The organism is Bacillus sp. RC242 (genome assembly GCF_044908245.1).
GTDB lineage: Bacteria > Bacillota > Bacilli > Bacillales > Bacillaceae_G > Bacillus_A > Bacillus_A mycoides.
The window spans coordinates 117,866-138,226 of record NZ_JBIYCZ010000005.1; the positions used below are offsets into that span (position 1 = coordinate 117,866).

Sequence of the window (20,361 nt, forward strand, 5' to 3'; positions counted from 1 at the left end):
TTTATATAAGGTTGCTGAGTTTGAAGGAGACAACGTAGATGAACAAACAAGTAGAAATAAATGAGAAGATAATACTAGAGTGGTTTGAAGGATGCAACGATGTAAAAGTAATAAAGCGTGAATTGGATGAGAAAGAAAAAAGGAATTCAGTATTGTTTATGTATTGTCAAAACTTAATTGACAATACAAAATTAAAACAAGCCACATCATCCCATGTTTGCAAAGAGCTTTTAAGTAATTCAATAGAAGAGTTTAACCTCTCAACATTAATTCCCCAGTTATCAGTAAAGAAATTAGATATGGTAAATTCGAATGAAACTATCTCTCAGATTATATTTGAAGGTAACCTCCTTATTATTTTTGAAGAATCTAAACATGGATATATAGTTGATATTGCCCAAATACCTACCAGATCGGTTGAACAAACAAATACAGAGATGACCATTCGTGGTGGACGTGATGGATTTGTTGAAGAGTTAAACACAAATATAGGATTAATTAGAAAAAGACTAAAAACGAGTTCTCTTAGTTATGAAGAATTTATTATTGGAGAAAGAACACAAACTAAAATAGCACTCCTGTATTTAAAAGATGTCGCATCCCAAGATATCATTAATCAAGTTCGATTAAAATTAAGACAAATTAAAATAGACGGGGTTGTTTCAAGTGCACAAATTGAAGAGTTAATCACAAACAATCAATTTAGTGTATTTCCTTTAGTCGAATATACAGGGCGCCCTGATTATACTGTGAATTGTTTGCTATATGGGCGTTTTATTTTACTGGTTGAAGGGTCACCAACAGCGACAATTGCACCAGTTACATTTCCTTTTTTTGTGAATACATCTGAAGATCAAGATCTTTTCTACATATTCGGTAGCTTTGTACGACTTGTAAGTCTTTTGGGGATAGCAATTTCTATATTTCTTCCAGGAATTTGGATAGCACTAATTACATATCATCCAGATCAGATTCCCTATACGTTGCTAGCTACATTAAGCTTATCAAGAGAAGGGATTCCTTTTCCAGCTCCTTTAGAGGGGATAATTATGATGACCTTATTTGAAATTTTGAGACAAGCAGGATTGCGTGTTCCTGCCGTATTCGGTCAAACATTATCTGTTGTAGGGGGATTAATTATTGGACAAGCTGCTATTAGTGCAGGAATTGTTTCAGCATCTATGGTCATTATAATAGCAATCTCGGTTGTTTCGACATTTGCTTTAACTAATCAGTCAGTAACAGGAATAATAAGTATATTGCGGTATGTAGTATTCTTAGTATCTTCTTTATTAGGCATAGTAGGATTTATCTTTTGTGTCCTTGTGATGGTGATACATGTAGTAAATTTACGCTCTTTTGGAGTTCCATTCTTTACACCATATTCACCCCCTGTGTTTAAAAGTATGCTAGCAGCCACATTTAGACTTCCTTTCACGTATATGAAAAAAAGACCTAAAGAATTGCATACGCAAGATAATACAAGGAAAAGAGAGAGTACCGATGAAGAAAAATAAAAGAATAGTTATATTTCTTTTTATGATGTGTACGTTTCTAACAGGGTGTTGGGATCAAAGAGAGTTGCATCACGTTTTGTATATAAATAGTCTAGGTATCGATTTTAAAGATAATAACTATATCATCCGTCCGCAATTTATTAATTTTTCTAACATAGCTAAACAAGAAGGGAGCACTACCCGTAATTACAGCCAGGCCTATATCGGAAAGGGAAAAGGCCCCATTTTAGATGAGGCAGCATTTGATTTTTATAAGGGTGCTCAACAAGAAATCTCATGGGAGCATCTCAAAACAATTGTTGTAACAGAGAGATTTCTAAAACATGGTGACTTAAATCAATTTAATGATTTTTTTTCTCGGTTTTTTCAATTTCGAGATACTATGTGGATATTTGGAACTAAGGAGCCTTTAGAAAATATATTAGCGAACAATAATATATTAAATATTTCTCAATTATATACAATCATTAATTTACCAAAAGAGATAACCAAGCAATATACAATAATAGATCCTTTACCTTTATATAAATTCCAAAGAAATTATTATGAACCTGGGATGACAACTCGCATTCCATTCTTAGCTACGACTAAAACATATTGGAAAAAAGGACATACATCATTTCCAATGTTAAAATTTAGTGGTTATGGTTTTATAAACGATAAATCCTATATAAATCATTTAAACAGCCATGATATTGCTGGGGTTCGATGGACGGATGAAAATACCAAACGAGCTCCATTACTATTAAAATTTAACAAGAAAATCATTGGACATATAGTATTAAAAAATCCAAAGATAGATACAAAGCATTTTATTAAAAATGGAAAGTTACGTATGCTTATGAACATCCATTTCGATGCTGATATTTTTCAATTAATAAATTCTATGCCTGTAAATGATATTAAAAAAATTGCAGAGGACCAAGTTGAAAAAGAAATTAAAAAAACGTACCGAAAAGGAATCGAAAGAGGGATTGACACGTATCAGTTATCAAATTCCTTATATCGGCAGAATTCTAAATTGTGGAAACAATATAAAAAAGAGGGGGGGATACCCCTTCAAAATAAAGAATTAGATTTAAATGTCTCGATTAATATAGCTACAAATGGAAAATCTAAAAATATGCGTAATATGATTGAGCATTAGAATGGTTGAAGATGAAAGGAAACGTAAAATATTAACTCTAAATAGGAGATTCGAACGCGAAAGACCACTACGATGTGGTGGCGGAATGGGATGAGAGTTCGATTAGGAGCAGAAGGAGGCTTTTACCTCCTTCGTTGTCTGAAAATACGCTTACACTTCTTAGCGTTTAGATAAGTACTAGTCTTTAAAACTAAATGTGCCGTAAAGTAGGAGCAGCTTAAATTCATTACTATGATTTATTTGTTACTTTTAAAGCGTCTAACACTATTTTAGTTGCATTTGCAATAAGTTTATCATCGTATTTCGCATCTTCTTTCGCATGATTAGAAAGTATCGCAAGAATAATTGGCTTTTTATTTGGTGGCCAAATGATTGCAATATCATTCCTTGTTCCATAAGACCCAGAGCCGGTCTTATCGGCTACTTCCCATTCTCCTGGAACTCCAGCACGAATTAAGTTGTCCCCCGTAGTATTTCTTTTCATCAAATCTATTAAAAAGTTCCGTTTCTCAACTGAAAGTATATCGCCTAGCGCGTATGCTTGAAGACTAGTAGCTAATGCCTTTGGGGTACTAGTATCACGAGTGTCTCCTGGCTGCACTTCGTTTAATTCTGGTTCAAAACGTTCAGGATTTGTGACAGTATCTCCTATTTCTCTCAGTGATTTTTTGAATTCACTTGGCCCACCTAATTGCTTAAGAATAAGATTTTGTGCAGTATTATCGCTATATCGAAGGGAAGCATCCGCAAGCTCTTTCAGAGTCATACCTGTATCTACATATTTTTCAGTAATTGGATTGTAATTCACAAGATCTTTGCTAGTATACTTAATTCTTTGATCTAAATTTTCTATTGATTTCTTTTGTAACAGTGCTCCAACAGCAAGGGCTTTGTGGGTAGATGCGTATGCAAACCGTTCATCTGAACGATAAGTAACGGTTTGATTCGTACCTGTGTCTAATGCATAAATACCAAGTTTAGCATCATATTCTTTTTCCAGCTTTACAAAAGAATGATTACTTGTATTTTCTTGTTTGGTTTGTTTCGGTGGTGCGGATTGAATATTACTATTGGAACAGCCTATAAGCGTTACACATGAAAGTAATACTACAGGTAACATCTTTTTATAATGCGAAATGTGAAAAAACTTCTTTGAAACTATCATACATTTTCAACCTCTTTCAAGAATATATGGATTTTGTATAGGTATTTTACATACCTATACAATTAACAAATGCACAGGATAGCACTCATCTTGTGTTTCTTGCATTACAAAATGAGAGAACTACCAAAAGCACCTTTTTTATACGTAATAGACAATCTAAGTAACACATTTGTTCCATTTATGATTAAGGTTTTGAATATATCCATTAATTTTATTTATAAGAATCACAAAATCCATCTTTTTTGCACGCCACTTAATTTAATGTGGATTTAGATTGAGTTTACCTCGTAATGGGAATTTCAATTGGATTGCGCATATATAACAACCTCGTTCCGGACAGAATAAGTAATAACAACTACTGATTTCATTTTAAGTGAGGTGTTATACGATACATACGACAAAGCAAAAAAGACTTGTGGTGCAAAGTATAACTACATTTAGTCTACTAATAACGACTATCTTTACACCCATGCTTATTTACATTGTTTATGGATTACAGATTTCGAAAGGCTTTGAGGGATACTGGCCATCAATCCTGTTTTATACAACTTATATGACGGGTGTGTTTATCTGGATACCTATTGTGAATAAGGCTGGGATTCACCGCTCCTTATATTGGACTGTTTCTATTCTGATAGTATCATTACTTAGTGTTACTTTCTTTGGATGGAGTTCAAGATGGCTAGAAATAAGTGCGTTAGTTTCTGGTTTTGCAGTTAGTACAATTTCTACCATGACGAGTACTTTATTGTTTCTACATGTGGAAGGCGGGGGAAAGGTTTATAATAAAAATCAACAAGCGATTATTATTGGTATCGTTTTTCTTTTACTAATAATCGTTTTGTTAGCGATTAGTTTTTTATCGCCGCCGCTGATAACATGCATATATGGGATTTGTTTAATCAGTATCCTTTTTGCTATAAAAAAAATGCCGAGAACAGAGTTAGCCAAAGGGCTTTTACCTATCTCCATCGTATCGGTTGTAGGAAAGTTTCTTTTTGTCTCAATGCTTATTCTTTTGATTCGAACAAGTCGTAACATAAATAATGAACAATATATTTTTTATTTTTTTCTACTTTCTATAGCGCTTATTTGTTTCATGTTTTTGAGTTTGTTGAAAGGAAAGTTCTTTCATAAACTTTCATCTTCTTTACCAATCCGCTTAAAGGCAGAATCATTTTTACTTGGATTAGGAAATGGATATTTATTTTTGATGGGTATTTTTTATAGTTTTACTTTCTATAACATGTTAACCTGTATTTTCATTGTAGTTGGGCCATACCTATTAGGGATTTTGATGTCCATATTTTTAGATATCAAAGCTGCTAAGAAAGTTAATCCAATCCATTTGTTTTTAGTAAGTACTTTAATCATGATATTCGGGTTTTATTCTCCAATATTTATAGTCCTTAGCGTTACATTTGGAAGCTATGCCATTAATAGTATTTCTTCTCAAAATAATATGAAAGTATATATGGTGAATGCTACACATAGAGAGCTTTCTTTACTCATTTACACAACATGGAGAAATATGGGGAATATATTTTTACAATTTTTTATATTGATTGTGATTGTGGGAGTAGGGGTGTTTTACGATGTCGAATGGTCGCAACTTTTCCAAACAATTGTTGGGAAGGGTCAAATGCAGATTGAAGGGTTATCCGTACAACGATTGATGTTTATGTTAGCAATTTGCTGTTGGCTTGGCATGGTGGGCTTAGGTATGTGGATTGGTAAAAAAGCTAATCCCAATATTGCTTAAAAAGTAACTCGAAAAATATCAATACTAAAACTACAAAAAACAAACAAACTCGTCCTACTAAGAGGGGAGTTTGTTTGTTTTTTGTTTAGATAATGGAATGTTCATGCAAAATTGTACACTATGTTCCATATTTTTTATAGAATATTTTATATCTAGCGTTTCAAGAATTTGTTTAACAATATATAGCCCCAAACCACTTCCTCCAGTATTTCGATTCCTTGATTTTTCAATTCGATAGAATGGTTTGAAAATTTGTTGTATATCCTCTTCTTTAATATTGACACCTGTATTCATAATTTGCATTTTGATTTGACCTTGTTTAGAATCCTCACTTAACTTTATATAGACTTTTTCATTATGTGGTGAATACATAACCGCATTATGGATAATATTTTTACATGCTTTTTCAAAAAGAACACGATCTGTATAAACAGAAAGATCAGAATCAATTTCTTTTATTATTTGGATGCTTTTTTGAGAAGCAAAAAATTCGAGATCTTTTGTGATTGTATCTATTAACTTCGAAAGATTAACTTCTTCTACTTTTAGTTTAAAGGTGTGTTGTTCTAATTTCGACATGCTTAAAATTTCACGGACTAATTGTTCCATACTTTCAATAATTTGATGATTTTTCTTTAAATATTGATCACGATTTTGATAAGGGCCAATATTGTATATCATCCCTTCTAAGTATCCTTTCATTACAGTTAGAGGGGTCTTTAATTCATGTGCTACAATCGCAAAAAACTCTCTGCGTTTTGTTTCTATTTCTCGTTCTTTTTCAATATCATTTTTTAATTGTTGATTTGCTTTTTTTAAATCAAACATAGCTTGTTGTAAGTTAATAGACATGTCATTCAAACTATTAGATAATTCTCCTAACTCATCTGTAGAGCGAACCTCAATTTTTTCGGAGAAATCTAAATTTGCCATCTTTTGTGCACCCTCATTAATATAAATAAGTGGTTTTGTAATAAACCTGGAATAGAAATAAGCACTCCCTACACCAATTATGAGTACAATGATACTAATATAGGGGAGAAAGCGTACTAAAACCTGTGAAGCTTCATCAATTGGTTGAAATGTAGCAAAGACTATAAGCGTTAAACTACCATCTTGGAATTGAATTGGTTTCGTAACGTTATATGAATTGCTAAGGGTACCTGCATTCTCGAACCGTGTGGCCCTAGTAACTACTGTTGTTTGCGAACCATTTTGAGTAAAAGAAAATGAAGGAGAGTATTTAATTATTCCCTCATTATTTTGAAGATAAAGCATCGCATTATTTTTTTTTGCATATTCATCAAAAAGTGGTATCGCATCTTGAAACGTAAGATCTTTAGATTTATCAATGATTTCTTTTATCCCTGTTTGAAGTTGATCTGTTTTGTATTGCTCATAAAACGTAGGGAGAAAGAAGTATAAAGTTAAATAAATCAATACTGCAAAGGATAACAAAATGAAAGAGGTAGTCATAAAGAGTTTATAAGTAATTTGCTTCATCTTCATGATTTTCACAATACTATTCATCAATTTTATAACCAATACCCTTTATTGTTTTAATATAAGGGATAGCTAACTTTTTACGTAGGTTTTTAATATGTGTATCAATTATTCGTGTTTCTCCAAAATAATCGTACCCCCAAACTTTTTCTACGATATTTTCTCTTGTGAGTACTTTTCTCTCATTTTGAAATAGTAGTTGTAGAATTTCAAACTCTTTTGTCGTTAATAAAATTTCAACGTCATTTACATATACTCTATATGCATCAACATCGATACGTACTTCTTTAAATACCAAATGATTATTTACATTTTTATCATAACTTCTTCTAAGTACAGCTTCGACTCGTCTAATCAAAACATGAAACGAAAAGGGTTTTGTTATATAATCATCGATTCCAAGATCGAACCCTTTCATTTGATCTTCCTCTTCTTCCAATGCAGTTAGCATAATAATTGGTACGTTTGACTGACTTCGAATCATCTTGGATACTTCAAATCCATTAAGATTGGGCATCATTACATCTAGAAGAATTAAATCAAAGGATTGCTTATTAAATTGTGTCATACCCTCTAATCCATCTGATGCAACTACAACTGTATACTGTTGTGTCATTAAAAATTGTTTAATTAATTCCTGAATTTCTTGATCGTCTTCTACCACGAGAATATGATAGTTTTTCATAATATCACCTCTGGTAGTCATTATAGCCTTACTATCTGGAGTTTATGTGGAGATACAGTAGGAAACTTCATAGGACGTTTAACGTATTAACTCCATTTTCAAGATTGTGTATTCTCCGTAAAAAAGGATTATTACCCATATTCCTTTTTTATGGAGAAATATTTGTGTGCTTGAAAAAACTTATCATATAAAAAGCTGAACGATTAATATTTACAAAAAAATAATGTATAATAATGTAAATTGTATGTAGTTTTTTTAACTGTTTGATAATATACTTTCGATACTTTACTAGAAGGGGAAAAGGAAATGAATTTCAATATAAAAGAAGCTACCGAAATACTAGAGCGCGTGCCACAAACTTTGGAGTTTTTTATCGAGTGCTCTGTTTAATCGTTAATCGCCTAAATAACAATTCTCTGGGGAAACCAAAAGTTTAAAGGTATGAACTAGGGATTATTTATATAATGCGAGAAAGGTTGTGAAATTATTTGAGGTGTTATAAAGCAATACTATTTGATTTAGATGATACGTTACTTGATAGGGATAAGGCAGTAGATAAACTGTTTTCCATTATTTTAGAGGAGTTTTATGGGGATGTTGAACAACATTCAGTAAAAAACGAAATGTTACAGAAATTCAAGGGATATGATAAAAAAAGCTATGGCGACAGCGATAAAGTAAAGGTTTTGGAATCATTATTTGATGAATTCCCACCGAAATATAGATTACCACGCAATTACATTCAAGACTTTTGGAATAATAATTTCCCAAAATGTTTTTCTATAAACCAAAAAACTATTAATATCATAAATACTATAAAGTCACATATTAAAGTTGGAATTATAACAAATGGCTCAACTCAGAGGCAAAAAGCAAAAATAATTAACACGAATTTGAATCGTTATTTTGATACAATCATTATTTCTGAAGAAGCGGGATTTAGTAAACCTGACAAACGCATATTTGAATTAGCGTTAAATAAGCTAAATGTACAATCAGAAGATGTATTATTTGTTGGAGATGACTTAGAAAAGGATATTGCTGGTTGTCAAAATGTAAATATAAAGGGTATATGGTTTAACCCTCATATGATCACGAATACTACCGAAATAAAACCATATGCCGAGATTAATACCTTGGATAGTTTGTTAAGTTATGTCACTCCACAATATTTTTATAACAAGTAAAAACAATTTGGAGAGATGAATTTTCAAAAATATTTAAAAGATAGATTATCCTTAATTTCATTGACCGTATGAGAAGTATAAAACTATATTTATATTTGTAGTTAAGATAAAAGAATCCATTTTCATGATGTAATACGTATCACTCAAGTAAGGGCTAAATGGTATAGAGGGAATTTTGAGCCATGATCAATATGAAGAGCTGCAAAGCATGTTTACTACATGATGTGTAAATTATAGAGGAGTGAGACTATGGAATTAGAGAAAATAGTAACCGGCGGAATAAATATTGCTGTCGTAAGAAACGATACGTTAGTAATATCTGATGTTCAATCTGCATTAGATCTTTTGGCAACAGTTCAATATGAAGTAGATTCAAAGCGTATTATTATCCACAAATCTTTAATAAGTGAAAGTTTCTTTGACTTAAAAACACGTCTTGCGGGTGATATTCTTCAAAAGTTTATAAATTACAGAGTAAAGATTGCTATCGTTGGAGATTTCTCTATGTACACTAGTAAAAGCTTAAAAGACTTTATTTTTGAATGTAATAAAGGTAATGATATTTTTTATTTAGCAACTGAACAACAAGCAATTGAAAAGTTAAGCTCATTGAAGTAAATGATATAAAGTGTATTTCGAAAGAGGCATCCGTTATGGTGCCTCTTATTTGTATTCTGATACAAATATGTTTTCGGAGTTTGTACCGGTACAGTAACTGTAAATATGCATGGATACAGTACCTCATAAAATTTACAATCAGCATATATTAGTTTAACTTATAATTTTTAAGGGGTGCTGAATATGACAAGTTTACAAGATCAGCTTTTTAAAAGATTGAACTTTGAAAAACATACTGAAGTGAAATTTGAAGAATTAAGTACAATGCTTTTTGCATTTGCGCATACAATACCGTTTGAAAATTTAGATGTTATAGCAGGTAATACAAATGAAATTTCAAAAGAGAACTTACAGAAGAAAATATTAACAAGTTCGCGTGGCGGGCTTTGTTATGAATCAAATACTCTTTTCTACTATTTTTTAAAAGACTGTGGTTTTAATGCTCAGCTAGCATTAGGAACAGTTTATAAAAATGATATTAATGCATGGGCACTTGAGGACGGACATATTACTATTATTATAAATTTTGATAATGAAACATATTTAATTGATGTAGGGATTGCTTCGTTGGTACCTCTTGTTCCAGTTCCGTTTTCTGGGCAACCGGTTTCTTCTAAAAACGGCATGTACCGTGTGAGACGGAAAGATACAAGCAAAGGAAACTATGTTTTAGAAAGAATGGATGTTGATGAAGAGTGGAAAGTCTGTCATGCTTTTTATAATCATGTTATTGATGAGTCAATTGTAAATGAGGTTCAAAAAAAGGTGATAGAAGATGAGAAGTCTATTTTCAATAAAGGGCCGATTGCAGTAAAGTTGACGGATTCTGGTCATGTTTCCTTAACGAATGCTAGTTTAACTGAAATTATTTACGGAGAAAAAAGTAAGCGTGAAATTACAGGGAATCAATATAGAGAACTATTACATTCACTTTTTAATATTGAACTATGAAAAAGTGAATAGCCGACTCCTATTTGGAATCGGCTATTTTGTTATTTCGAGCCAAGTAGATTCCGTTCTCAATTTAAAGTTTGATTTTCTTAATAGATATAATACACTAGAACAGTATAAAAAATATATAAAATGAATATTGAATGTAGAGGAAGATTATTATGTCAGTTATCGATAAATTGAAACTTAATAAGTATACGAATATGGTGGTTATTAACGAACCGAACGATTATGAAGTGTTTGGAGATAAACCAACTACATTTTCTAAAGAGCATGATGCTGTTTTTATTTTTGTAGAAACGCTTGATGAGATGGTAGAGCATACAAATTTCATTATTAAAAATGAAGAGTTGTTACTTGAGAAAGGTTATGTCTTTTTTGCTTATCCGAAAAAAGGTAATGCTCGTTACAGTACTTTTATTCATCGTGATGAAATGTTTCCAGCGTTAAATGTTGGAGAAGATGGATATGTAGGAAATAGTGATATTAAATTTGCGCGAATGGTAAGTATGGATGACGTTTTCACTGTTGTTGGTTTAAAACGTGAAAAGAAAAAAGCAAAGAAAACGCCTGCTGCAAGTCAATGTGTTGCTGATTATGCTGATCGAATTCAAGATGTGGAAGCATTATTGGCTAATCATCCCACTGAACTTAAATTTTATCAAAGTTTAACTCCTGGATATCAAAAAGATTGGGCACGTAATTTATTTTCTGTAAAACAAGAAAAAACACGTGAAAAACGTCTTGAGAAAATGATTGAAATCCTTTCACAAGGCTATAAAACAATTGAATTATTCCGTAAGAAGAAAAAATAACGATTAGGAACGTCACAATGATGCAACAATTAATTACGTTGAACACATTGAAAAAAGGATTCCTTTCAGTATACTAAAGTATGTTCTTATATTTAAATAATTAGCAAAAGAGAAAAGGTGTTTGAAATGAAATCGTATATTGTAGTTGGAGCTGGAATTTTAGGAGCATCTACTGCTTATCATCTTGCTAAGGCTGGTGCGAAGGTTACTATTGTAGATCGTCAAGATTTAGGTCAAGCAACTGATGCAGCAGCAGGTATTGTCTGTCCGTGGCTGTCGCAACGTCGTAATAAAGCATGGTATAAAATCGTTAAAGGCGGTGCACGTTACTATTCTTCGTTAATTCAGCAATTAGAAGAAGACGGTGAAACGGATACAGGTTACAACCGTGTAGGTGCAATTAGTTTACATACTGATGAGAAAAAACTAGATCAAATGGAAGAGCGAGCGTATAAACGCCGTGAAGATGCACCGGAGATTGGTGAAATCACTCGCTTATCAGCTGAAGAGACGAAAAAATTATTCCCAGCATTATCGGAAGAATATAGTTCTGTTCATATTAGTGGCGCTGCACGAGTAAATGGAAGATTATTACGCAACGCATTAATAAGCGCTGCGAAAAAACATGGTGCAACTTTCATAAAAGGTGATGCAGTATTAGTCCGTGAAGGGAATCATATCACGGGAGTTAAAGTAAATGACGAAACAATTGTAGCGGAAAAGGTAATGGTAACTGCAGGCGCATGGGCGAACGAAATCTTGAACCCATTAGGAATTAATTTCTTAGTTACGTTCCAAAAAGGACAAATTGTTCATTTGCAAATGGAAAATACAGCAACAGAAAATATGCCAGTTGTTATGCCACCGAACGATCAATATATTTTAACATTTGACAATGGCCATGTCGTAATTGGTGCAACGCATGAGAATGATACTGGTTTCGATCACCGTGTAACAGCTGGTGGTTTACATGAAGTATTCCATAAAGCGTTAACAGTAGCGCCTGGTTTAGAAGATGGTACAATGGTTGAAACAAGAGTTGGCTTTAGACCGTTTACACCAGGGTTCTTACCTGTTATTGGACCACTACCTAATTTTGAAGGCATACTCATTGCGAACGGATTAGGTGCTTCAGGATTAACAGCAGGTCCATACTTAGGATCAGAACTTGCTAAACTTGCGTTAGGGCAACCGATTGAATTAGATTTAAATGATTATGATGTTGCTGGGGCAATGGAATAGTAATAAACAAAAAGATTAGGAGTGATTTCCTAATCTTTTTGTCATGTTATTTGGGAGTAACTAAGTATTTGGGGAGGTAGGAGTTCTTTTAAACAGGTACCACCACATCGCTATCAAGCTAAGAAAATAGATAACCCACAAAACGAAAAATTTTTGCCTTTTATAGCAACGAAGTGCATTTTTATCGTTTGAGGTATTAGAGAAAAAAGGTTGATTCGTTCAATATAGAGGAGAATATCATTTCTTTTTATACATATCAGAAATATTAACAATAGCCTCAAAAACTGGAGGCTATTCAATTTCACAATCTATTATGAGCAATTACAATAGGTAAGCTCTTTAAAGTCTGTCCCATCGCTGCATTCGTAAAATGATGAATAACATCAAAACCCTCAACTTGATGGATGTTAGCGAACCGTTCCACAAATGAAATTAAAGCGATAGACGGGATCCCAATTAAAGTTTTTTAAACCTAATTGGACTTACCATTAAGAGAGCGAGGATTAATGTAATCCATGCATTGCTATATGAAAATAATCCCATACCGGCCAATGGTAATCCAGCAGCTGGAATAGGTAATCCCTTAAAATATCCAATGGTTGGTTTTACACTAAATTTAGCTAATCTTAAAGCACCCATCGTTGGGAAAAGGATAAATGCCAAAGAAGTTAAAATAGATGGTGTTGCTATCGAATGAAATAGAAGTGCAGGCGCAACTCCGAAACTAACAATATCAGCTAAGGAATCCAATTGTACACCAAACTCACTGTTCACTTTTAATTTTCTCGCAATTCTTCCATCAAGGAGATCTAAAACAGCTGAAAAGAAAATAAAAATGGAGGCTACTTCCAAATAGTCACTCATATTCATGGTAATTGAAAAAACACCGCACAATAAATTTCCAATCGTAAATAAATTGGGTACAGCTTTTACTATCTGATTGAACAAGGTTGTCCCCCCTAAGTTGATCAAACTTCACATTTATGTAGCATTTTCTATATATTCTTCCGTTATTCTTGAAAATATATGACCACTGTATGCTAAGTAAATTTCGACAAGAGAAAAGCCGATTTCCTGTACGTTATGTTGGTTTATAAACATGTTTGATCAAAGGTAAGTCTATTCTCTCTAAAAGTTGCATTATATCTTCATATAGTCATAAAATTAATCTGTGGTCGAAAATGCGTAAAGAGCTGCTAGAATGAATTACTGAGAATACGAAGAATAAAGGAGAGAAACGGAGTAAAAACTAAAAAAATTAGATAAGGAAAATGGAGAGATGAATTAAATGTTAAAGATCATTAAACATTTAAAACCATTTGTTACTTCCATCATTGCAGTTGTATGTCTTTTAACTGTGCAGGCAGTATGTGATCTATCACTGCCAGACTATATGTCTAACATTGTCAATGTAGGGATTCAACAAAAAGGTGTAGAAAATGCAGTACCTGAGGTTATTCGTAAAAGTGAAATGGATAAACTTACGCTCTTTATGAATGAAAATGAGAAGAAAAAAGTAGCTGACAACTATGCGCTTTTAGATAAGAACAACCTCTCTCAAAGTGAACTAAAAAATGACTTAAAAGATTATCCACATCTTGATAAAGAGCCGCTTTATAAGCTACATACAGAAGATAAAAATATAATTAACGAACTTAACAATATCTTTGGGAAACCAATGTTAATTACACAAGGAATTGAAAAAGGAGGCGCATCTGCTTTCCCTCCTGCTGCGACGGGTGACAACAAAACACCAGCGAAGCTTCCGCCAAATACAGATCCTTTTGCAATCATTGCGAAACTTCCTCAAGATCAAATCAATGCAATGAAAGAAAAGGCAGATGAAAAGTTTAAGAATATGCCAGGCAGCATGGTAACACAATCAGCCGTTTCATTCATTGAGAATGAGTATAAAAAGATCGGTATCAATATAGATAAGCTTCAATCTAATTTCATTCTTACTTCCGGCGGGAAAATGCTGCTTTTATCCTTAGTAAGTATGGCAGCTACCGTTATCGTGAGTTTACTTGCTGCAAAAGTAGCTGCTGGACTCGGCAGAGACCTTAGAAAGAAAGTATTCCGGAAAGTTACAAACTTCTCGAATGCGGAGTTTGATAAGTTTTCCACTGCATCTCTAATTACAAGAAGTACAAATGATATCCAGCAAGTTCAAACACTTATGGTTATGATGCTTCGCATTGTATTCTATGCACCAATTTTAGGTATCGGCGGCATTATTAAAGTACTTACTACAGATCTTTCAATGGGATGGATTATCGCAGTTGCGGTAATCGCGATTTTAAGCTTAGTCATTGGTTTATTTAGCATCGCGATTCCTAGGTTTAAGCGTATCCAAAAGTTAGTAGATAAAATTAACTTAATCACTCGTGAATCTTTAACAGGTATGCTCGTTATTCGTGCTTTTAATAATCAAAAACATGAAGAAAAGAAATTTGAAAAAGGAAATCAAGATTTAACAAACACAAATTTATTTGTAAGCCGTTTAATGTCATTTATGATGCCAATGATGATGTTTATCATGAATGCCGTTACTGTACTTATTATTTGGGTTGGATCACACCAAGTGGATATGGGACATATGCAAGTTGGTGATTTAATGGCATTTATGCAATATACAATGCAAATCATCATGGCCTTCTTAATGATTTCAATGGTATCTATTATGGTTCCGCGTGCTTCAGTTTCCGCACAACGTATCGCAGAAGTTTTAGATACTGACATTACCATTAGTGATGTAAAAGAGCCGAAAACATTTGCTTCAGACAAGAAAGGTTACGTTGAATTTAAAAATGTTGGCTTTAGATACCCAGGTGCAGAAGAAGATGTGCTTTCCAATATCACCTTTACTGCAAAACCTGGTGAAACGACAGCTTTCATCGGAAGTACAGGTAGTGGTAAATCAACATTAATCAACTTAATTCCACGATTTTACGATGTCACAAGCGGCCAAATATTAATAGATGGCACGGATATTAGAGAAGTATCTCAGAAGGAATTAAGAGAGAAAATTGGTTATGTACCGCAAAAAGGAGTTCTATTCTCAGGTACAATCGAGAGTAATTTGAAATACGGTAAGAAAGAAGCAACTGAAGAAGAACTCGCAAAAGCGGCAGAAATCGCGCAAGCTATGGAGTTTATTAACGAAAAACCTGAAAGCTTCCGTACAGAAATATCACAAGGTGGTACGAATGTTTCCGGTGGTCAAAAACAAAGACTTTCTATTGCACGTGCTCTTACGAAAAAATCGGAAATCTTCATATTCGATGATAGTTTCTCAGCTCTTGACTTTAAGACAGACGCAGCATTGCGCAGAGCTTTAAACAATGAGATTACAGGAAGTACTGTTTTACTTATTGCCCAAAGAATCAGCACAATCATGAATGCCGATAAGATCATTGTACTTGACGAAGGAAAAATAGTTGGAACTGGTACTCATGAAGAGCTTATGGAAAACTGTGAAGTTTATAAGCAAATTGCTTTATCACAACTTTCAAGAGAGGAGTTGTCATCATGAGTGATAAAAAAATAGAAAATAGAAAACAAGGTGGTCCTGGTCCTGGCGGTGGCGGTCCTATGGGCGGCGGCATGAGAAAGATTGAGAAGGCAAAAAACTTCAAAGGAACGATGAATAAACTCCTTCAATACTTGAAGCCCTATAAATTATCAATCTTAGTCGTTATCCTTTTCGCAATCGGTAGTGCAGCCTTTACAATCGTTGGTCCAAAAATTTTAGGAAATGCGACAACAAAACTTTTCGAAGGACTCGTAAGCAAAGTATCAGGAGCACCCGGTGCGGCCATTGACTTTACCTATATCGGAAACATTGTTATTTTACTTCTTGGATTATATATACTGAGCACTGTGTTTGGTATTATCCAGGGGTACATTATTTCTGGAGTAGCTCAAAAAGTATCTTATAACTTCAGAAAAGAAATCGACGAAAAAATTAATCGTATGCCGCTGAATTACTTTGATAAAACAACGCACGGCGAAGTATTATCGAGAATTACAAATGACATAGATACGGTGAGCCAAACGTTAAACCAAAGTATGTCGCAAATCATCACATCCGTTATTACAATCATCGGTGTACTTATCATGATGTTATCCATCAGCTGGCAAATGACATTAGTGGCGCTTTTAATATTGCCAGTATCGATGATTCTCATCATGGCAGTCGTAAAACGATCACAAAAATACTTCAAATCCCAGCAAGAATATTTAGGACACGTAAACGGTCAGGTCGAAGAAATTTATAGTGGTCACAATATCGTAAAAGCCTTTAACAAAGAAGAAGAAGAAGTAAAAAAATTCGAAAAGGTAAATGATACCCTTTATCACTCCGCATGGAAATCTCAATTTTTATCTGGAATGATGATGCCGATTATGACATTTATCGGTAATATCGGTTACGTCGCTGTATCTATTTTAGGCGGATGGCTTGCGGTAAAGAGAACCATCGCAGTTGGAGACATTTTAGCCTTTGTGCAATATGTTAGAAGCTTTACGCAACCAATCGCTCAAGTAGCGCAAATCGCGAACGTACTTCAATCCACTGCAGCTGCTGCAGAAAGAGTCTTCGAATTTTTAGAAGAAGAAGAGGAAGTGCCAGAAGCAGAAAATCCAGTGAAGCTGCAAAAAGTTCAAGGAGAAGTTACCTTCCAAGATGTTCAATTTGGATACAATCCAGATAAGATCATCATCAATAATTTCTCATCTAACATTAAACCTGGACAAAAAGTAGCAATCGTCGGACCAACCGGAGCTGGTAAAACAACGATTGTAAAACTGTTAATGCGTTTCTATGACATAAATAGCGGTGCAATATGTATCGACGGTCACGATATAAAAGACTTCACGCGAGAAGACCTACGCAACATGTTTGGTATGGTGCTGCAAGACACTTGGCTATTTAACGGCTCCATCATGGAAAATATACGTTACGGTAGACTCGATGCTACAGACGAAGAAGTAATTGAAGCAGCGAAAGCAGCTCACGTTCACAGCTTCGTAAAAACATTACCAAATAAATATCAAATGGAACTAAACGAAGAAGCAAGCAACGTATCCCAAGGACAAAAGCAACTACTAACAATTGCACGCGCCCTTCTAGCGGATCCGAAAATATTAATACTCGATGAAGCAACAAGCTCCATTGATACTCGTACAGAAGTACTGATTCAAAAAGCGATGGAAAACCTTATGGAAGGTAGAACAAGCTTCATTATCGCTCATAGATTATCAACAATACGTGATGCAGATTTAATCCTTGTCATGAAAGACGGGGATATTGTAGAACAAGGTAATCATGAAGAGTTATTAAAAGCTGATGGTTTCTATGCTTCGCTTTATAATAGTCAGTTTGAAGGTGCGGATGCTTCTTGAGTTAGGTGTCCCGAAAGTCCATTTAAATAACTAAAACCCACGGTGAAAATTCATTTTCTTCGTGGGTTTTTATCATTTTTAAGGTTCTATTTGAAATTTAAAGATTAGATAATAATATTATTACTTTAAAATGCAGAAAATAGACTAGTAAACAAGCTGTTTTTGTTTTTTAGCATAGAATATGATGAATCCAAGAGTTAAGAGGAGGTAATTATATTTATGGGATGTAATGGTAATTTCAGACGTGACCGAGATTGTGATAGATTTTGGGATGATTTAATGTTCTGCAGACGCAGACATAGAGATTGTGATGACCGTCGTTGTAGACGTGACCGTGACTGCGATTGTGATGAATGCCGTCGCAGACGTAATCATGATCGTGACTGTGATCGCGATAATCGTCGAGAATGGTAAATTCCTTTCAATGAGTGCGTTTCTTCACAGCACTCGTTTTTTTATTTATGGGTTTTCTGAACTCTTTATTGATGATATATAAAATACGAAGAATGTAGTTGTAATATATGGTTGTACAAAAATCTTCCCCATTAATTGTTGCATAACGGATAACCGATTTAATTAAAGGGCATTATCAAAAAGGGTAGTACTATTAAAAAGAAATGGATAAGGAGTGAGCAAGCGATGGACAACATGATTAATACGGGCAACTTTGGTTTACAAAGGGGACCTGCTCAAAAAACGGTTGGCCAGTATTTGTTCGATTGCCTAAAACTCGAGGGCATTACCGAAATTTTTGGTGTCGCAGGGGACTATAATTTTACACTTCTTGATACTTTGGAGTGTTATAACGGCATCCGTTTTATAGAAGGACGAAATGAACTAAACTCGGGCTACGCTGCAGATGGCTATGCAAGAATCAAAGGAATATCGGCTCTTATTACGACATTTGGGGTCGGGGAGCTCAGCGCATGCAATGCGATAGCGGGAGCCAACAGCGAGCATGTACCAATTATACACATTGTGGGTGCGCCTCCTGAGAAGGACCAAAAAGAGCATAAGCTGATACATCACACCTTAATGGATGGGAATTTTGACGTTTTTCGCAAGGTGTATGAGCAGATTACGGCATATACCGCGGTCCTTACGCCAGAAAATGCCAAGATTGAAATTCAGACTGCGATTCGCATTGCTAAGGAAAAGAAAAAGCCGGTATACCTGGTTGTGGCTAATGATTTAGTGGCCAAGCCGATTAAAGTCTGGGCAGAGCCAGTACCGCCACGTCCAGCATCCAACCCGAATACCCTTCAGGCTGCAGTGAATCATGTCCGTCCGCTTTTGGAACGTGCCCACCGACCAGTTATCTTGGTGGATGTGAAAACTATGCGCTTCGGCCTTCAGACAGCAACTCGGCAACTGGCCGATGCAATGAATGTGCCTGTTGTAACGATGATGTACGGGAAGGGAGGATTCGATGAGGCCCACCCAAATTATATCGGAATGTATCTAGGCTCTTTCGGGAGGACTGAAGTCCAAAGTACGGTGGAGAATGCAGATTGTATCATTGCGATTGGCATGGTATGGGCGGACACAAACACCGCAAGTTTTACCGCAAAGCTGAACCCGCTGATAACTGTCAATATTCAACCAGATATAGTTAAAATCGCTGAGGCGGAATATCTGAATGTTCTTGCAGCCGACATGCTACTTGCCGTTCAGAAATTGAGTTATACGGGCAAAGGTTTGACAGAAAAAAATTCATTTCCTTACGATCAATTAACAACTAATGTCGACGGACCTCTATTGGCGGACGGCTATTATCCGCGTTTTCAGCGCATGCTGAAAGATGGGGATATTGTAATCGCCGAGACCGGAACGTTTTATTATGGAATGGGAGAGGTCAGACTGCCGGGCAATGTAACATATATTGGACAAGGTGGATGGCAGTCCATCGGTTACGCAATCCCTTCGGCGTTTGGTGCTATTATGGCCGCGCCGGAACGCCGAGTATTGGTGTTTACAGGTGACGGTGCCCTGCAGCTAACGGCACAGGAAATCAGTTCTATGCTCTATTACGGCTGCAAGCCCATAATCTTTGTTTTGAACAACGATGGTTATACAATCGAGAGATATTTAAATGTCAAAACAGAGGATCAAAAGTACAACCAAATCCCTCGATGGTCTTACACCAAGCTGGCCGAAGCTTTTGGAGGTAACGCGTTTACCGTTACGGTCCGGACCTATGGAGAGCTTGATCAGGCTATAATCCATGCTGAAAAGGAAAGTACCAAAAGACTCTGTATAATTGAAATGATCGCAGGGAATCCAATGGACGCACCTGAATATATGCGACGGATGCGTAGTTATATGGAGAAGCAGGAAAAGTAGCGCAGTCAGAAATAGTATCC

17 protein-coding genes are annotated in these 20,361 nt (G+C 34.8%); 12 read left to right on the plus strand and 5 right to left on the minus strand.

What is annotated here, in order from left to right:
- Positions 1-38 precede the first annotated feature (38 nt).
- Together gerXA and gerXC are read left to right on the plus strand one after the other, a co-directional pair.
- Entirely contained in the window at positions 39-1,517 is a 1,479-nt protein-coding gene (gene gerXA / locus ABH957_RS11555) for a spore germination protein GerXA (protein ID WP_404453782.1), read from the plus strand.
- Positions 1,504-2,664 (plus strand): spore germination protein GerXC, encoded by a 1,161-nt coding sequence (gerXC, locus tag ABH957_RS11560; RefSeq protein ID WP_404511252.1) that lies wholly within the window; start codon positions 1,504-1,506, stop codon positions 2,662-2,664. The genes gerXA and gerXC overlap by 14 nt, the downstream gene beginning before the upstream one ends.
- A 229-nt stretch (positions 2,665-2,893) precedes the next feature.
- Here gerXC and bla read toward each other — a convergent pair whose 3' ends face one another.
- Entirely contained in the window at positions 2,894-3,829 is a 936-nt protein-coding gene (gene bla / locus ABH957_RS11565; RefSeq protein ID WP_404447804.1) for a class A beta-lactamase, read from the minus strand.
- A gap of 469 nt (positions 3,830-4,298) precedes the next feature.
- Here bla and ABH957_RS11570 point away from each other — a divergent pair, with 469 nt between their 5' ends.
- Positions 4,299-5,591: a hypothetical protein gene (locus tag ABH957_RS11570; protein WP_002168309.1), complete on the plus strand. Its 1,293-nt coding sequence runs from the start codon at positions 4,299-4,301 to the stop codon at positions 5,589-5,591.
- A gap of 57 nt (positions 5,592-5,648) precedes the next feature.
- Here the strand turns inward: ABH957_RS11570 and ABH957_RS11575 are convergent, their stop codons facing one another.
- Together ABH957_RS11575 and ABH957_RS11580 are read right to left on the minus strand one after the other, a co-directional pair.
- A complete protein-coding gene (locus ABH957_RS11575; protein ID WP_404511254.1) occupies positions 5,649-7,121 on the minus strand; it encodes a sensor histidine kinase in 1,473 nt (490 codons plus the stop codon).
- Positions 7,114-7,779 carry a response regulator transcription factor gene (locus ABH957_RS11580; protein ID WP_000800741.1) on the minus strand — a complete coding sequence of 222 codons (666 nt, stop codon included), beginning with the start codon at positions 7,777-7,779 and terminating at the stop codon, positions 7,114-7,116. The genes ABH957_RS11575 and ABH957_RS11580 overlap by 8 nt, the downstream gene beginning before the upstream one ends.
- A 506-nt stretch (positions 7,780-8,285) precedes the next feature.
- Here ABH957_RS11580 and ABH957_RS11585 point away from each other — a divergent pair.
- From ABH957_RS11585 to ABH957_RS11605, 5 genes are all read left to right on the plus strand, one after another.
- Complete coding sequence (locus ABH957_RS11585; protein WP_404511366.1) at positions 8,286-8,966, plus strand: HAD family hydrolase; 681 nt, start codon at positions 8,286-8,288, stop codon at positions 8,964-8,966.
- Between the two features lie 249 nt (positions 8,967-9,215).
- Positions 9,216-9,584 carry a DUF4180 domain-containing protein gene (locus tag ABH957_RS11590; RefSeq protein WP_002110118.1) on the plus strand — a complete coding sequence of 123 codons (369 nt, stop codon included), beginning with the start codon at positions 9,216-9,218 and terminating at the stop codon, positions 9,582-9,584.
- Positions 9,585-9,767: 183 nt separating this feature from the next.
- Positions 9,768-10,535 (plus strand): arylamine N-acetyltransferase family protein, encoded by a 768-nt coding sequence (locus ABH957_RS11595; RefSeq protein WP_078181463.1) that lies wholly within the window; start codon positions 9,768-9,770, stop codon positions 10,533-10,535.
- A gap of 161 nt (positions 10,536-10,696) precedes the next feature.
- The gene (locus ABH957_RS11600; protein WP_016104957.1) at positions 10,697-11,350 is read left to right on the plus strand and encodes a YdeI/OmpD-associated family protein; all 654 of its coding nucleotides are present in this window, start codon (positions 10,697-10,699) and stop codon (positions 11,348-11,350) included.
- A 126-nt stretch (positions 11,351-11,476) separates the two neighbouring features.
- Positions 11,477-12,592, plus strand: a complete 1,116-nt coding sequence (locus ABH957_RS11605) for an NAD(P)/FAD-dependent oxidoreductase (protein WP_404511256.1) — start codon at positions 11,477-11,479, stop codon at positions 12,590-12,592.
- A 301-nt stretch (positions 12,593-12,893) separates the two neighbouring features.
- Here the strand turns inward: ABH957_RS11605 and ABH957_RS11610 are convergent, their stop codons facing one another.
- Together ABH957_RS11610 and pssA are read right to left on the minus strand one after the other, a co-directional pair.
- Positions 12,894-13,016, minus strand: coding sequence for a hypothetical protein (locus tag ABH957_RS11610; RefSeq protein WP_002032342.1), 123 nt, complete (start codon positions 13,014-13,016; stop codon positions 12,894-12,896).
- A gap of 32 nt (positions 13,017-13,048) precedes the next feature.
- Entirely contained in the window at positions 13,049-13,540 is a 492-nt protein-coding gene (gene pssA / locus ABH957_RS11615; protein WP_002085344.1) for a CDP-diacylglycerol--serine O-phosphatidyltransferase, read from the minus strand.
- Between the two features lie 340 nt (positions 13,541-13,880).
- Between pssA and ABH957_RS11620 the strand changes: the two genes are divergently transcribed.
- The 4 genes from ABH957_RS11620 (at position 13,881) to ABH957_RS11635 (ending at position 20,341) form a co-directional block, all read left to right on the plus strand.
- Entirely contained in the window at positions 13,881-16,127 is a 2,247-nt protein-coding gene (locus ABH957_RS11620; RefSeq protein WP_404511258.1) for an ABC transporter ATP-binding protein, read from the plus strand.
- Positions 16,124-17,998 carry an ABC transporter ATP-binding protein gene (locus tag ABH957_RS11625; protein ID WP_098988617.1) on the plus strand — a complete coding sequence of 625 codons (1,875 nt, stop codon included), beginning with the start codon at positions 16,124-16,126 and terminating at the stop codon, positions 17,996-17,998. The genes ABH957_RS11620 and ABH957_RS11625 overlap by 4 nt, the downstream gene beginning before the upstream one ends.
- Positions 17,999-18,217: 219 nt before the next feature.
- A complete protein-coding gene (locus tag ABH957_RS11630; protein ID WP_002141916.1) occupies positions 18,218-18,412 on the plus strand; it encodes a hypothetical protein in 195 nt (64 codons plus the stop codon).
- Positions 18,413-18,637: 225 nt separating this feature from the next.
- Positions 18,638-20,341, plus strand: coding sequence for an alpha-keto acid decarboxylase family protein (locus tag ABH957_RS11635; protein ID WP_404511260.1), 1,704 nt, complete (start codon positions 18,638-18,640; stop codon positions 20,339-20,341).
- Positions 20,342-20,361: the final 20 nt, after the last annotated feature.

Coding starts and splice junctions, on each gene's coding strand:
- gerXC (WP_404511252.1), top strand. CDS start 1,504: ATGAAGAAAAATAAAAGAATAGTTATATTTCTTTTTATGATGTGTACG.
- ABH957_RS11630 (WP_002141916.1), top strand. CDS start 18,218: ATGGGATGTAATGGTAATTTCAGACGTGACCGAGATTGTGATAGATTT.
- ABH957_RS11590 (WP_002110118.1), top strand. CDS start 9,216: ATGGAATTAGAGAAAATAGTAACCGGCGGAATAAATATTGCTGTCGTA.
- ABH957_RS11635 (WP_404511260.1), top strand. CDS start 18,638: ATGGACAACATGATTAATACGGGCAACTTTGGTTTACAAAGGGGACCT.
- bla (WP_404447804.1), bottom strand. CDS start 3,829: ATGATAGTTTCAAAGAAGTTTTTTCACATTTCGCATTATAAAAAGATG.
- ABH957_RS11600 (WP_016104957.1), top strand. CDS start 10,697: ATGTCAGTTATCGATAAATTGAAACTTAATAAGTATACGAATATGGTG.
- ABH957_RS11620 (WP_404511258.1), top strand. CDS start 13,881: ATGTTAAAGATCATTAAACATTTAAAACCATTTGTTACTTCCATCATT.
- gerXA (WP_404453782.1), top strand. CDS start 39: ATGAACAAACAAGTAGAAATAAATGAGAAGATAATACTAGAGTGGTTT.
- ABH957_RS11575 (WP_404511254.1), bottom strand. CDS start 7,121: ATGAATAGTATTGTGAAAATCATGAAGATGAAGCAAATTACTTATAAA.
- ABH957_RS11625 (WP_098988617.1), top strand. CDS start 16,124: ATGAGTGATAAAAAAATAGAAAATAGAAAACAAGGTGGTCCTGGTCCT.
- ABH957_RS11605 (WP_404511256.1), top strand. CDS start 11,477: ATGAAATCGTATATTGTAGTTGGAGCTGGAATTTTAGGAGCATCTACT.
- ABH957_RS11595 (WP_078181463.1), top strand. CDS start 9,768: ATGACAAGTTTACAAGATCAGCTTTTTAAAAGATTGAACTTTGAAAAA.
- ABH957_RS11570 (WP_002168309.1), top strand. CDS start 4,299: ATGCTTATTTACATTGTTTATGGATTACAGATTTCGAAAGGCTTTGAG.
- ABH957_RS11580 (WP_000800741.1), bottom strand. CDS start 7,779: ATGAAAAACTATCATATTCTCGTGGTAGAAGACGATCAAGAAATTCAG.